Origin of the sequence: Cognatishimia sp., assembly GCF_964229375.1 — a bacterium.
In the GTDB taxonomy this organism is placed as follows: domain Bacteria; phylum Pseudomonadota; class Alphaproteobacteria; order Rhodobacterales; family Rhodobacteraceae; genus Cognatishimia.
In genome coordinates, this window is record NZ_CAXREH010000048.1 from 1 (window position 1) to 11,792 (window position 11,792).

An 11,792-nucleotide genomic window follows, 5' to 3' on the forward strand; every position below is an offset into this window, starting at 1 on the left:
TGGAGACGGCTGCGAATTCAAAAGCGCCGTCCCGCACCAGATCATCATCTTCTGGCGCGCCCCAAACCGAAGTCACATCCTCGCGCAGCTCTTGCGGCAAGAGGGACAGCGCCTCGGAATAAGCCTCCAGAGAAAAGCGAATGGTTTGAGATCCCAACGCTTCGCCTAGCCAGCCAGCGTCGCCTGATTGCGTGGTGAGGCCGTCCTCGGTCAGGTCAGCGATGATGGCTTCGGCGCTGGCCAAGGCGTCTAGTCCGACGGCATGTGCCATGTTCCAATCCGCGCCCGGATAGGTCGACAAAACCACACCGACGCGCTTCTCAGACGCGGGCGTTTCGACCAGCGCGACCCACGCGGCGACCTTTTGCACAACAGCTTCGATGCGTTCGGCGTGCGCGCGGTGGCCAAAGCGGGAATACTGCAGATCCGGGTCTTTCTTACCCGGCTCTTTGAACGAGGCGACGCCTGCGAAAAGCCGGCCGTCCACTTCGGGCAAGACCACATGCATGGCCAGATCGGCAGGGGCGAGGCCACGTTCGCTTTCGGCCCATGCCTTTTTGCGAGAAGTAGCAAGGGCCACCTGAAACACCGGCGCGTCGGTTGCGTCTAGGGGCGAGACACCCTCGATGCCTTTGCCGGAAAAGGCCGTTGCGTTCACAATGGCGGCTGGTTGCAGATTGCGCAGCTTGTCTGCGATCCACTGGGCGGCCTCTGGTTGCTTCAGGGTCGGGGCGAACAGGCCCAAGACGTCAAAGCCACGGGCACGCAGGGCGGCAAACATGGTCTCAATCGGGGCCAAGTCGGCGGAGCTTACGTAAGAGCGATAGAAGGTCAGAACCACCAGCGGTGCATCGCCTGTATGCGCCGGATCACATACGCCAAGTTCCGGCGTCCAGCCGCCATAGTCAGGCAGCTGCTTGGACCCGACCACGGGTTTTGCATAGATGCCCGCGGCAATCGCCAGCTGCGCCAGGGCCGCCTGCGCCGCAACCGCGCCACCGGTGTCGCACAGATGCGTCAGCCGCTCGAGCGTAGATTTCGGCAGCGTCGACACGTCGTCCAGCCGCGTGTCAGGGCGCCCATCGGCGGGCAACACAGCAAGGGCGATCCCCTTGCGGCGCGCCAGATCCTGCAATTGCTGAATGCCGTAGGACCAATATGGAATGCCACCGATCAACCGCACCAGAACGGCCTTGGCACCCTCCAGCGTGTTTTCCACATAGGTGTCGACCGACAGCGGGTGTTTAAGCGCCGTAATATTGGCCAGACGCAGCGAAGGCAAATCGTCTTTGCCACGGTGCCAGCCAGCCGCGAAAGCGCCAAGGTCACTGTCGGAAAAAGACAATACCACCAAATCCGCCGGAGATTGTCCGACGTCATAGGGCATTTCCGTTTCCTCGAGCCCGTGGCTTTCGCGAAAGACGACGTGCATTGGGCTAGCTGGCGAAGGCGGCTTCGATGGCGGCGCGGTTCACGTTGTCATGTTCCGCGATCACAACCATCTTGCCTTGCCGGACCTCGTCAGGCTTCCAAGGGCGGTCAAACTGATGACGCACGCGTGCACCGACGGCCTGCACCAAAAGGCGCATCGGCTTTCCTTCGACCGCCGCATAGCCTTTGACGCGCAGAATGTTCTGCTCTTTCGCCATGGCTTCGACTTTGGCCGCAAATGTCGCTGCATCGATCTGTTCGGGAATGTCGACCACGATGCTGTCAAAATCATCATGGCTGTGATCGTGATGATGGTGGTGATCGTCGTGGTCATGGTCATCATCGTGATGGTGATGATCCTCATGATGGCTTGGACGACTGTCCAGATCATCTTCGGCCGCGGCGTTCAGGCCCAGAATGACACGCGGGTCCACCACGCCTTCTGCGACTTCAACCACAGGCAGCGGGCGCGGCGCGTGATCTTCGATCAGGGATTTGGCCTTTGCCACACCGTCTGCCCCCGCCAGATCAGGCTTGGTCAGAAGAATGATGTCGGCACAGGAAATCTGATCGCCAAAGACTTCGGCCAGCGGCGTTTCGTGATCCAGACCGTCGTCCGCTTCGCGCTGGGCATCCACGGCCGCCACATTGCTGGCGAAACGACCGTCGGCCACCGCCTCGGCGTCAGCAAGCGCGATCACGCCGTCGACAGTGATTTTGCTGCGGATATCGGGCCAGTCAAAAGCCTTGAGCAACGGCTTCGGCAGCGCCAGACCCGAGGTTTCGATCAGGATGTGATCGGGGCGCGGATCCAGCTTCATCAGAGCTTCGATGGTTGGAATGAAATCATCCGCTACGGTGCAGCAGATACATCCGTTTGCAAGCTCCATGATGTTCTCAGCCGGGCAATCGGGGATCGCGCAGGACTTTAGAATGTCGCCATCCACGCCCACATCGCCAAATTCATTCACCACAACGGCCAAACGCTTGCCTTGCGGGTTTTGCATCAGTTTGCTGACCAACGTGGTCTTACCAGACCCAAGAAAGCCGGTGATCACGGTGACTGGAAGTTTCTCAAGAGTGCTCATATGCCTTACTCCGGCAGTTTCAGCGGCGGAATCCGCGCGATGCAGTTTTTACGAAAATGAACGGGACGTTCGCGCCAAGGCACAAGGCCATCCTCGGTTTCGGCGTATTTCACCAGCCCTTCGTGGGCCAGATCGGCGTCCTCAGCCCCGGTGAAGTTGCCGTAGACATAGGTCCAGCGGTCAGCACCGCCCCGGACGGCGATCGAGCAACCGCTGTCACAGTTGGATAGGCACTCGGTGGTTTTTACGCTTACATGGGCAGGCCAGTCTTTGGCCAGAAGCGCCTCGGCAAGCTGCGCGCCGGGGCGCGGGCCCTCGAGGTCCGTGGGCATGCCTGCGCGGCAGGTCGAGCAGACCAGAACCTCTACAGGTGCAATAGGCATCATGTCTCTCCAATCCGGAGGGACAAGGGCGAAAGGGGCGGGCAACTAAGGCGTTCCCGACACCGGAACACCCCGTCCGGTTAACGTCTTTGGCGCTGGCAGGTCTCCCGGCTTACGAATACCAAGCGCCCTTTCGGGGGGCTTGTCAGGTCTGGCCCTTCCCAGCTTTCGCCAGTGGTTTGCCAGAACCCTCTCCGCTCACGGTCGCGGGGGCGGCTGCGCTTTGAATTGCGTCGCAATCCATGTCGCATTCCCTTTTCACCTGCGTTATTGCAGGAACCAACAGAACGGAAATGCGCCCATACGCCCCCCGAGTCAAGTTAAGAGGACGACCCCATGAGTACTGATGCCGACATCGCTGCACGTCACACCGAGAAAATGAAGAAAATCAAGGCCGCGCGGGACCGTTTGATGGCGACAAAGACCGAGGAAAAAGGTCTGATTATGGTGCATACAGGCCCCGGCAAAGGCAAGTCTTCGTCCGGATTCGGAATGATCATGCGCTGTATCTCGCACGGGATGCCAACAGCGGTCGTGCAGTTCATCAAAGGCGCCTGGGCCACCGGCGAGCGCGAGTTTCTGGAAACCCATTTCAAAGACGACTGTAAATTCTTTGTATCGGGCGAAGGCTTTACCTGGGAGACCCAAGACCGCGACCGCGATATCGCCAAGGCGCAGGCCGGTTGGGAGAAGGCCAAAGAGCTGATCCGTGACGAAACCAACCGCTTTGTTCTGCTGGACGAGATCAATATCGCGCTGCGCAACGACTATCTGGATATCGACGAGGTCGTGGAGTTTCTCTTGGAAGAGAAACCAATGATGACCCATGTCTGCCTGACGGGGCGGAACGCCAAGCCCGAGTTGATTGAGGCTGCTGATCTGGTTACGGAAATGACGCTGGTGAAGCACCCGTTCCGCGACGGGATTAAGGCGCAGAAAGGGGTGGAGTTTTAATCCATGTTCATCGGTCACCTACCCGCAGGATATCTCGCCTCCATAGGTGCCCGCAAAATGGGATATTCCACGCATCTGTGTGCCGGCATTTTGATTGGGAGCGTATGCCCTGACATTGATATCTTGTGGTTCTATTTGGTCGATAACCAAAGTACGCACCACCACCACTACATCACGCACAAACCGGTGGTTTGGGCCTTGATAGGCGCGCTGGGCCTCCTTCTACGATCTGGTTTTCTTATCGGCCTTGGCCTTGGAGGCCTCATACACTTGTGTCTAGATACGATCGTTGGGAATGTCGCGTGGTTTTGGCCATATTCAAATGCAGGCACGACGTTAATCGAAGTGCAGCCAACACACGATCACTGGATACTCTCATTTCTTGCGCGTTGGACATTTAAAGTAGAGATCGCTCTGGTTATTCTCGCGGCCGCAATTTTCACTTTCAGGCGCGGATCAAAAGGAAATTCGACATGAAACGTCTCCTCACTGAATTTGGCATGGGGTCTTCTCTGCGCCGCCAAGACTATACCGAGGCCGCCACGCGGGCTGTGAAAGACGCGCTCTGGCACAATTCGATCAACCTCGCAGAGCTCTTTGGCAAAGACAAAGAAGAGATGCAGATCACGGTCGAGGTCGCGGTGGCTGCGCCTGAGCAAATCGACACAGACAAGATTGCCGCGATTTTCCCCTATGGGCAGGTCACGGTGGTGCCGGTCAAAGGCGGGCTTGATGTCCCAAGGCCTGATGGACATCCGACCGTGATGGCAAATGTCGCGATTTCCGTGGCGCTGGATGTGGAGGCCGCAGCATGAGCGATCAGCGTTTTATCATCGAGATGGGGATGGGAAATTCCCTTTACGGTCAGGACTATACCAAAGCCGCAGCGCGGGCGATCGAGGATGCCATCAGGCATTCGACAATCCCGATGTTTGACGCCCTGGGCATCGCGTCTTCAGAGATGCGGGTGCAGGTGACTGTTGGCGTGCAAAAGCCTGAGGCTGTGGATTGCGACGCGTTGGTGCCCTTGCTGCCGCGTGGCCGTGCGACTGTGCGGGCCGTGTTTGGCGGTATGAATGTCACCAATCCTGACACGGGCGGTGTTGCTGTGGTCGCCTCGGCTGCAGTCGAAGCCTTTCTGCCCAAACAGGCGTAGGGGCAGGGTATGAGCAAGGCCATCATGATCCAGGGCACCGGCAGCAATGTCGGCAAGTCCATGTTGGTGGCGGGCCTGTGCCGGGCCGCGTTGCGGCGTGGGCTGTCCGTGGCCCCATTCAAGCCTCAGAATATGTCAAACAACGCCGCGGTCACGTCAGATGGTGGCGAAATCGGCCGCGCACAGGCGCTTCAGGCGCTGGCGTGCAAGCTGCCGACGACCGTGCATATGAACCCCGTCTTGCTAAAGCCGGAAACCGATGTCGGCGCGCAGGTGGTGGTACAGGGCAAACGTCTGACCACAGCCAAAGCGCGGGACTATGCCAAGCTGAAACCACAGTTGATGACCTCTGTTCTGGAAAGCTTTCATCAGCTGAAAGCCCAGCATGATCTGGTGATCGTCGAAGGCGCTGGAAGCCCCGCAGAGGTCAATCTGCGGGCGGGCGACATCGCCAATATGGGCTTTGCTCAGGCGTCAGACACGCCGGTCATTTTGGCAGGCGACATTGATCGAGGCGGTGTTATTGCGCAGATCGTCGGGACGCAGGCGGTGATCTCGGCTGAGGATGCAGCGCTTGTAAAAGGGTTTATGATCAACAAGTTCCGCGGTGATCCCAGTCTGTTTGACGATGGCTATGCACTGATCGCAGAGACCACCGGTTGGCCCGGGTTTGGCGTGCTGCCCTATTTCGCAGATGCTTGGAAGCTGCCCGCCGAGGACGCGCTGGACCTGCGCGGATCCGAGACCACGGGCGAGGTTCACATCGTCTGTCTGGGCTTGTCGCGTATCGCGAATTTTGACGACCTTGATCCGCTTGCGCAGGAACCGGGTGTCACGCTGACCATGTTGCGGGCGGGGCAAGCCATTCCGGGCGGTGCCACGCTGGTGATCATTCCCGGCAGCAAATCCACCATAGGCGACCTTCAATTCCTGCGGGCGCAGGGATGGGACGTAGATCTGGCGGCGCATGTGCGGCGCGGCGGTCATGTGCTGGGGATCTGTGGCGGCTATCAAATGCTGGGCACAAAGATTTCGGATCCTGACGGGATCGAGGGGCCAGCGGGCGATACCGACGGGCTGGGCTTGCTGAATGTGCAGACCGTGATGACGCCGAACAAAAGCCTGACCGAAGTCTCCGCGAAACACGCGGCCTCTGGTAATGATTTTTCGGGCTATGAAATCCATATCGGGCGCACGGATGGGCCAGACCGTGAGCGCGCCTTTGCCTCGGTGAACAATCGGCCGGAAGGGGCGTGCAGTCAGGATCAGAAAATCCAGGGCAGCTATCTGCATGGTATGTTCCGTGACGACAGTTTTCGCGCGGCGTTTCTGCAGGCGCTGGGCGCGAAAAGCTCGGGCAGCAGCTATGATCAGACCGTTGAAGAGACGCTAGAAGCGCTGGCGGATCACATCGAAACCCATATGGACGTCGACGGTCTGCTGGCTGCAGCGCAATAGGGCCGCCGCGCGACGTTAGGGGTGCCTGTGTCGCAGGGGGCGCTCGGAACTTGCCACGGCCTGCGACCTCGCCCATAGTCGCTGCGAACTTCGGACGTCTTTATGCTGCGCACTCTTCTCTGTCTGTTTTGTTGTCTTGCTCCGGCCGCCAAAGCCGAGATCACGGTCTTTGCAGCCGCCAGTTTGCGTGGAGTTCTGGACGACGTGAATCAGGGAGCGCCCACGCAGGTCACCGTCTCTTATGCGGGCAGCGCGGCTCTGGCGCGGCAGATCGCACAAGGCGCGCCGGCGGATGTGTTTTTGTCGGCAAACACACGGTGGGTTGCGTGGCTGCAGGATCAGGGCAGTACCAACACGTTCACATCGCAGGATTTTTTGAGCAACACGCTGGTTTTGATCGGCACAACGGATCAGCCTGATTTTGACCTGAAAACCCTGCCGGATCTGCTGGATAACGACTTTCTTGCCATTGGCCATGACCGTTCGGTGCCCGCAGGGATCTATGCCCGCGAAGCGCTGACCTCGCTGGGGCTTTGGGAATCGCTGGCGGGCAAGATACTTCAAACGGATAATGTGCGCGCAGCGCTTCGGTTGGTGGCCTTGGGCGAGGCCCCCTATGCGGTGACCTATGCCACCGATGCCATTGCTGATCCTCGGGTGACTGTGCTGCATCGGTTTGCGCCACAAGATCACAGTCCGATCACCTATCGCTTGGCCAATCTTTCGGATGCCGCCGAAGCAGAGGCCTATGTAAACTACTTGTTTAGCCCGGCGACGCGCCAGATTTTCCGAGAGCACGGGTTTCAGGACGTGCCTGAATGAGCTGGCTTGCCGAGTTTCTTGGCCCCGAGGGCTTCGCGGCGATGCGCTTGTCGATCTGGGTGAGCCTTTGGGCCACGCTGCTCAGCCTGCCGCTGGCGCTTTGGGTGGCGCATCTGTTGGTGCGCAAACGGTTCTGGGGGCGCGAGCTTTTGAATATTGTGGTGCATCTGCCCTTGGTGCTGCCGCCAGTCGTCACGGGCTACCTGTTGCTTGTGACCTTTGGCAGGCGCGCCCCTGTGGGCCAGTTTCTGGAACAAAGCTTTGGCTTGCTGCTGGCGTTTCGCTGGACAGGCGCGGCGCTGGCTGCCGCGATCATGGGCTTTCCGCTGATGGTGCGGGCCATCCGATTGGCGCTTGAGAGCGTGGACCCAAAATTGGAACAGGCCGCGGCCACTTTGGGTGCCAGTCGCGCCCGGATTTATATGACGGTAACGCTGCCTTTGATGCTGCCCGGTGTCATCGCGGGCGCTGTTTTGGCCTTTGCCAAAGCACTCGGTGAAGTTGGCGCGACCATCACGTTTGTCTCTAATATCCCAGGCCAGACCCAGACCTTGCCCTCTGCAATATACGCGATGCTGCAAATTCCGGGCGAAGAGCCGATGGCCTTTAGGTTGGTCATCGTCTCAACCCTCATCGCCGTGATAGCGCTGGTCGTGTCAGAACTTCTAGCGCGACGTGCTCGAAACGGGAGCGTGTGATGTCGGTCACTGTGGATATTGCTCACCGGTTTCAGGGCTTTGATCTGAACGTCAGCTTTCATGCTGACGAAGGCGTGACCGCGTTGTTTGGGCCATCGGGTGCGGGCAAAACAACGATCATTCAGTCTGTAGCAGGCCTGCTGAGCCCGAATGCAGGGCAGATCAAAATCAACGGCCGCACGGTGTTTGACAGCTCGACATCGATCAACCTCGCGCCGCAAAAGCGCAACCTTGGCTATGTGTTTCAGGAAGCACGGCTTTTTCCCCACATGAGCGTGGCACGAAATCTCAGCTTTGGGCCTCGGGCGCGTGGGCAGGCCTTGGATGCGGCGTATCAGGACCAGATCGTTGCGATGCTGGGGCTTGATGATCTGTTGGAACGCCGTCCAAGCGCGTTGTCGGGTGGTGAAAAACAACGAGTAGCACTGGCGCGGGCACTTTTGTCGAAACCTGAAATTCTGCTGCTGGATGAACCGCTTGCCGCGCTGGATGCTGCTCGCAAGGAAGACATTCTGCCCTATCTGGAACGGCTGCGGGATCACGCCGGAATTGCGATGCTTTATGTTAGCCATTCTGTGTCCGAAGTTGTTCGACTGGCCAATCAGGTCGTTTTGCTAAAGGACGGGAAAGTCGCCCAGACCGGTTCGGTCGAAGAGGTGTTTTCCGACACACGCGCGGCCTCTGTGCTTGGCCTGCGCGAAACGGGCGCGGTTTTGCGCGCGAAAGTTATTGCGCATCATCCAGATGGATTGACTGAACTCAAAGGCGGCGGGGCGGTCCTGCACTTGCCCAAAGTCGCCGCGCAAACGGGCGATACGGTGCGGCTGCGGATCAAAGCCACGGATGTGATGCTGTCGCTCAGCCGGCCCGAAGGCATTTCTGCGCTAAATGTCATTAAAGCCAAGATCAGCGATCTGCGCGACGGGCAGGGGCCGGGTATGTTGGTACGGCTGCAATGCGGGGAAGATCATCTGTTGGCTCGGATCACCCGCAGATCTGCAAAAGCGATGGATCTGAAGCTGGGGCAGACGCTTTTTGCGGTGGTGAAATCCGTCTCTGTGGCGCAGGCCGACATCGGCACCTGACCGGCGATTGACGCGCTATTTGCGGTTCGTACCAACAGAGCTGCCGCGTCGCAGCGCGCTGACCGATTGGCCAAACTGCGCTTTGAATGCACGTGAAAAGCTCGCGAGGCTGCCAAATCCGGTCGCAAAGCCAATATCACGCACAGACATCGGGCTGTCGGTCGCAAGCCGATGGGCTTCGGTCAGACGCAGGTGCAGATAATAGCTTTGAGGAGCCTGTCCCACGTGTTCCGCGAACAGCTGTTCCAGACGCCGCGGCGACTGATGGGTTCGCGCCGCAAGCGACTGAATAGAGAGCGGGTCATCCAGTGTTTGGGCCATAAGATCCAAGACCTGGGTGACGACTGCAGGGCGCCGGGGATCGCGGGGCAGCGAACTGGGCGTTTGCCATCGCCCTTCTGGAACTGGATCATAGAGGAATGCTGCCGCGGTGCGCCGCGCAAGATCTCCGCCCCAGCGGATGGCGATCAGGTTCAACATCAGGTCAATCGCCGGGGACGCGCCGCCGCTGGTTGCAAAAGGCGGTGACAGGCAATAGCGATCCCGTCTGGTTTCCACTTCCGGAAACTTTGACGTAAAGGCCTCAAGGTCTTCCCAGTGGGTGGTGGCCTGATGCCCGTTCAACAGACCCGCGCTGGCCAAAAGCCAGGGGCCTCCGTCAATCGCAATGATACCGGTGCCCTGCTGGGTCAGACGCCGCAGGCTGGCCGACAATCGTGCCGTGGCATGTTTGGCAAGATCAAAGCCCGCCACAACAATCAAAAGGTCGCAAGAGGCAATGCTGGCAATAGGAGGGCCCGTGACCGTCAGACCTGTCGTCAGGTTCGCAGCGCTGCCCTCAGCGGTCGCAAACCGCCAGCGAAACAGCGAAGCCCCCGACTTTCGATTGGCCGCACGCATGGGATCTGTCGCGGCGGCAAAAGACAGCGTGTTGCACTGGTCCAGAACCAGAACCACCGTATCCAATGGGTTTGGATTTGGAACAAAGAGGTTTCTTGCGGGTTTCATCAATTTTATTTCGTATTGTGAAAAGTGTGGTTGCGCAAGCAAGGCATAGTGGCAAAAGACCAAATAGAGGAATCACCTATGCCTTTGTCCATGAACCGCGAGGTCTTTATCACCGCAGCCGTCACCGGCTCGGGAGGCACTCAGGACCGCAGCCCGCATGTCCCACGCTCGCCCAAGCAGATCGCAGAGAGCGCGATTGCAGCCGCCAAAGCCGGCGCGGCGATTGTACATTGCCACGTGCGTGATCCAGAGACCGGCGCCCCCAGCCGCGATCTTGGGCTGTACCGCGAGGTGACGGACCGGATCCGGGACAGCGAGACAGACGTGGTGCTGAACCTGACCGCTGGCATGGGCGGCGACATCGTGTTTGGCGATACGGAAAACCCCTTTCCGGTAAATGCCGCCGGCACCGACATGATCGGCGCGACCGAACGTGTGGCGCATGTTGCGGAATGTCTGCCAGAAATCTGTACGCTGGATTGCGGCACGATGAACTTTGCCGAGGCTGACTATGTGATGACCAACACCCCGGGCATGTTGCGCGCCATGGGGCAGATGATGACGGATCTGGGCGTGAAGGCCGAGATCGAAGCCTTTGACACAGGCCACCTGTGGTTTGCCAAGCAACTGGTTGCGGAAGGCATTCTTGAGCCCGACGCCCTGGTGCAGCTGTGCATGGGTGTACCTTGGGGCGCGCCAAATGATCTGAACACCTTTATGGCGATGGTGAACAACGTGCCCGACACCTGGACCTTCTCGGCCTTTTCGCTGGGGCGTGACCAGATGGCCTATGCTGCTGCCGCTGTGCTTGCGGGCGGCAACGTGCGGGTTGGACTGGAAGACAATCTGTGGCTTGAAAAAGGTGTGCTGGCCGAAAACTGGCAACTGGTCGAACGCGCCAATACCGTTGTGTCCAACATGGGTGCTCGGGTGATCGGGCCGGATGAGGTGCGGGCGAAACTTGGTCTGACCAAGCGCGCACCGGTGGCGAAATAGCCTGATCTTAGGACGGACTGGGGGCCAGCCCCCAGACCTCCAGGGGTATTTGTGGCAAGAGAAAAAGTGGTGAAAAGCAGGGTTGATTTTCCGCAAGCGTCTGGGACCTTTGGTCAAATGACTGATTAGACGTATTTCAAGGAATTCATTGTGACGTTTGCTTTGGCCGGAATCGTTGGTCTTGTGACCTATCTTCAAGCCTCAGGTGGTGGGTGGAAATTGCCCGCTTGTGCTGTGGTGCTGATAGTGGGAGGCGCGATTTGCGCGGTCCTGTTGCAAGATCAAATGGCGGGGATTGGACAAGTTCGAGTGCTTGTTGGAAGCGCAGTCCTCGTCGGGGTTTTGATGGGTGTAGGATCAGTGTTTGGTTTTGTCAGACATTGGGCCTCGGCCAGAACATTGGCCTTGACCTCGAGCGGGCTGACATTGGGGGCGTTGTGGCTCTTGGCTTGGATAGGAATACTGACATGAACATCGCAACGATTATTGGTGGTGGCGTGATTGGCGGCGGTTGGGCCGCGCGTTTTTTGTTGAATGGGTGGGACGTCAGGGTCTTTGACCCGGATCCAGATGCCGAACGCAAGATTGGCGAAGTTCTGGACAATGCGCGGCGATCGCTGCCGGGTTTGTCTGACACCGCCCTGCCGCCAGAAGGGCGTTTGAGCTTTCATGACACGATGTCAGAGGCGGTTGCGGGTGCGAGCTGGATCCAA

General features: G+C 58.9%; 14 protein-coding genes and 1 riboswitch. Of the genes, 10 read left to right on the top strand and 4 right to left on the bottom strand.

What is annotated here, in order from left to right; translation table 11 throughout:
* The 3 genes from ACEQWH_RS03680 to ACEQWH_RS03690 all read right to left on the bottom strand — a co-directional run.
* Positions 1 to 1,432 (bottom strand): cobaltochelatase subunit CobN (locus tag ACEQWH_RS03680; protein ID WP_370228362.1); only part of this gene is annotated, 1,432 nt, incomplete at its 3' end.
* Positions 1,433 to 1,436: 4 nt separating this feature from the next.
* Positions 1,437 to 2,519, bottom strand: coding sequence for a cobalamin biosynthesis protein CobW (gene cobW / locus ACEQWH_RS03685; RefSeq protein WP_370228363.1), 1,083 nt, complete (start codon positions 2,517 to 2,519; stop codon positions 1,437 to 1,439).
* A gap of 5 nt (positions 2,520 to 2,524) precedes the next feature.
* Positions 2,525 to 2,902, bottom strand: coding sequence for a DUF1636 family protein (locus ACEQWH_RS03690; protein WP_370228364.1), 378 nt, complete (start codon positions 2,900 to 2,902; stop codon positions 2,525 to 2,527).
* A gap of 79 nt (positions 2,903 to 2,981) precedes the next feature.
* Positions 2,982 to 3,201: riboswitch (cobalamin riboswitch) on the bottom strand.
* 37 nt (positions 3,202 to 3,238) lie between these two features.
* Between ACEQWH_RS03690 and cobO the strand changes: the two genes are divergently transcribed.
* From cobO to modC, 8 genes are all read left to right on the top strand, one after another.
* Complete coding sequence (gene cobO / locus ACEQWH_RS03695) at positions 3,239 to 3,856, top strand: cob(I)yrinic acid a,c-diamide adenosyltransferase (protein ID WP_370228365.1); 618 nt, start codon at positions 3,239 to 3,241, stop codon at positions 3,854 to 3,856.
* 3 nt (positions 3,857 to 3,859) lie between these two features.
* Positions 3,860 to 4,333: a metal-dependent hydrolase gene (locus ACEQWH_RS03700; RefSeq protein ID WP_370228366.1), complete on the top strand. Its 474-nt coding sequence runs from the start codon at positions 3,860 to 3,862 to the stop codon at positions 4,331 to 4,333.
* Positions 4,330 to 4,671: a Lin0512 family protein gene (locus tag ACEQWH_RS03705; RefSeq protein ID WP_370228367.1), complete on the top strand. Its 342-nt coding sequence runs from the start codon at positions 4,330 to 4,332 to the stop codon at positions 4,669 to 4,671. The genes ACEQWH_RS03700 and ACEQWH_RS03705 overlap by 4 nt, the downstream gene beginning before the upstream one ends.
* Entirely contained in the window at positions 4,668 to 5,012 is a 345-nt protein-coding gene (locus ACEQWH_RS03710; RefSeq protein WP_370228368.1) for a Lin0512 family protein, read from the top strand. Before ACEQWH_RS03705 ends, ACEQWH_RS03710 begins: the two co-directional genes overlap by 4 nt.
* Before the next feature lie 9 nt (positions 5,013 to 5,021).
* Positions 5,022 to 6,470, top strand: a complete 1,449-nt coding sequence (locus tag ACEQWH_RS03715; RefSeq protein ID WP_370228369.1) for a cobyric acid synthase — start codon at positions 5,022 to 5,024, stop codon at positions 6,468 to 6,470.
* Between the two features lie 102 nt (positions 6,471 to 6,572).
* A complete protein-coding gene (gene modA, locus ACEQWH_RS03720; RefSeq protein WP_370228370.1) occupies positions 6,573 to 7,292 on the top strand; it encodes a molybdate ABC transporter substrate-binding protein in 720 nt (239 codons plus the stop codon).
* Positions 7,289 to 7,990 carry a molybdate ABC transporter permease subunit gene (gene modB / locus ACEQWH_RS03725; protein WP_370228371.1) on the top strand — a complete coding sequence of 234 codons (702 nt, stop codon included), beginning with the start codon at positions 7,289 to 7,291 and terminating at the stop codon, positions 7,988 to 7,990. The genes modA and modB overlap by 4 nt, the downstream gene beginning before the upstream one ends.
* Entirely contained in the window at positions 7,990 to 9,075 is a 1,086-nt protein-coding gene (gene modC, locus ACEQWH_RS03730) for a molybdenum ABC transporter ATP-binding protein (protein ID WP_370228372.1), read from the top strand. Before modB ends, modC begins: the two co-directional genes overlap by 1 nt.
* 15 nt (positions 9,076 to 9,090) lie before the next feature.
* On the opposite strand, the gene ACEQWH_RS03735 is transcribed toward modC, so the two are convergent.
* On the bottom strand, positions 9,091 to 10,083 hold the full coding sequence (locus ACEQWH_RS03735) for a GlxA family transcriptional regulator (RefSeq protein ID WP_370228373.1): 993 nt from the start codon (positions 10,081 to 10,083) through the stop codon (positions 9,091 to 9,093).
* A gap of 78 nt (positions 10,084 to 10,161) precedes the next feature.
* On the opposite strand from ACEQWH_RS03735, the gene ACEQWH_RS03740 reads away from it, so the two are divergent.
* Positions 10,162 to 11,079 carry a 3-keto-5-aminohexanoate cleavage protein gene (locus tag ACEQWH_RS03740; RefSeq protein ID WP_370228374.1) on the top strand — a complete coding sequence of 306 codons (918 nt, stop codon included), beginning with the start codon at positions 10,162 to 10,164 and terminating at the stop codon, positions 11,077 to 11,079.
* 467 nt (positions 11,080 to 11,546) lie between these two features.
* Positions 11,547 to 11,792: 3-hydroxyacyl-CoA dehydrogenase NAD-binding domain-containing protein (locus ACEQWH_RS03745; RefSeq protein ID WP_370228375.1), on the top strand; the 246-nt coding region annotated here is incomplete at its 3' end.

Coding starts and splice junctions, on each gene's coding strand:
- cobW (WP_370228363.1), bottom strand. CDS start 2,519: ATGAGCACTCTTGAGAAACTTCCAGTCACCGTGATCACCGGCTTTCTT.
- ACEQWH_RS03690 (WP_370228364.1), bottom strand. CDS start 2,902: ATGCCTATTGCACCTGTAGAGGTTCTGGTCTGCTCGACCTGCCGCGCA.
- cobO (WP_370228365.1), top strand. CDS start 3,239: ATGAGTACTGATGCCGACATCGCTGCACGTCACACCGAGAAAATGAAG.
- ACEQWH_RS03700 (WP_370228366.1), top strand. CDS start 3,860: ATGTTCATCGGTCACCTACCCGCAGGATATCTCGCCTCCATAGGTGCC.
- ACEQWH_RS03705 (WP_370228367.1), top strand. CDS start 4,330: ATGAAACGTCTCCTCACTGAATTTGGCATGGGGTCTTCTCTGCGCCGC.
- ACEQWH_RS03710 (WP_370228368.1), top strand. CDS start 4,668: ATGAGCGATCAGCGTTTTATCATCGAGATGGGGATGGGAAATTCCCTT.
- ACEQWH_RS03715 (WP_370228369.1), top strand. CDS start 5,022: ATGAGCAAGGCCATCATGATCCAGGGCACCGGCAGCAATGTCGGCAAG.
- modA (WP_370228370.1), top strand. CDS start 6,573: ATGCTGCGCACTCTTCTCTGTCTGTTTTGTTGTCTTGCTCCGGCCGCC.
- modB (WP_370228371.1), top strand. CDS start 7,289: ATGAGCTGGCTTGCCGAGTTTCTTGGCCCCGAGGGCTTCGCGGCGATG.
- modC (WP_370228372.1), top strand. CDS start 7,990: ATGTCGGTCACTGTGGATATTGCTCACCGGTTTCAGGGCTTTGATCTG.
- ACEQWH_RS03735 (WP_370228373.1), bottom strand. CDS start 10,083: ATGAAACCCGCAAGAAACCTCTTTGTTCCAAATCCAAACCCATTGGAT.
- ACEQWH_RS03740 (WP_370228374.1), top strand. CDS start 10,162: ATGCCTTTGTCCATGAACCGCGAGGTCTTTATCACCGCAGCCGTCACC.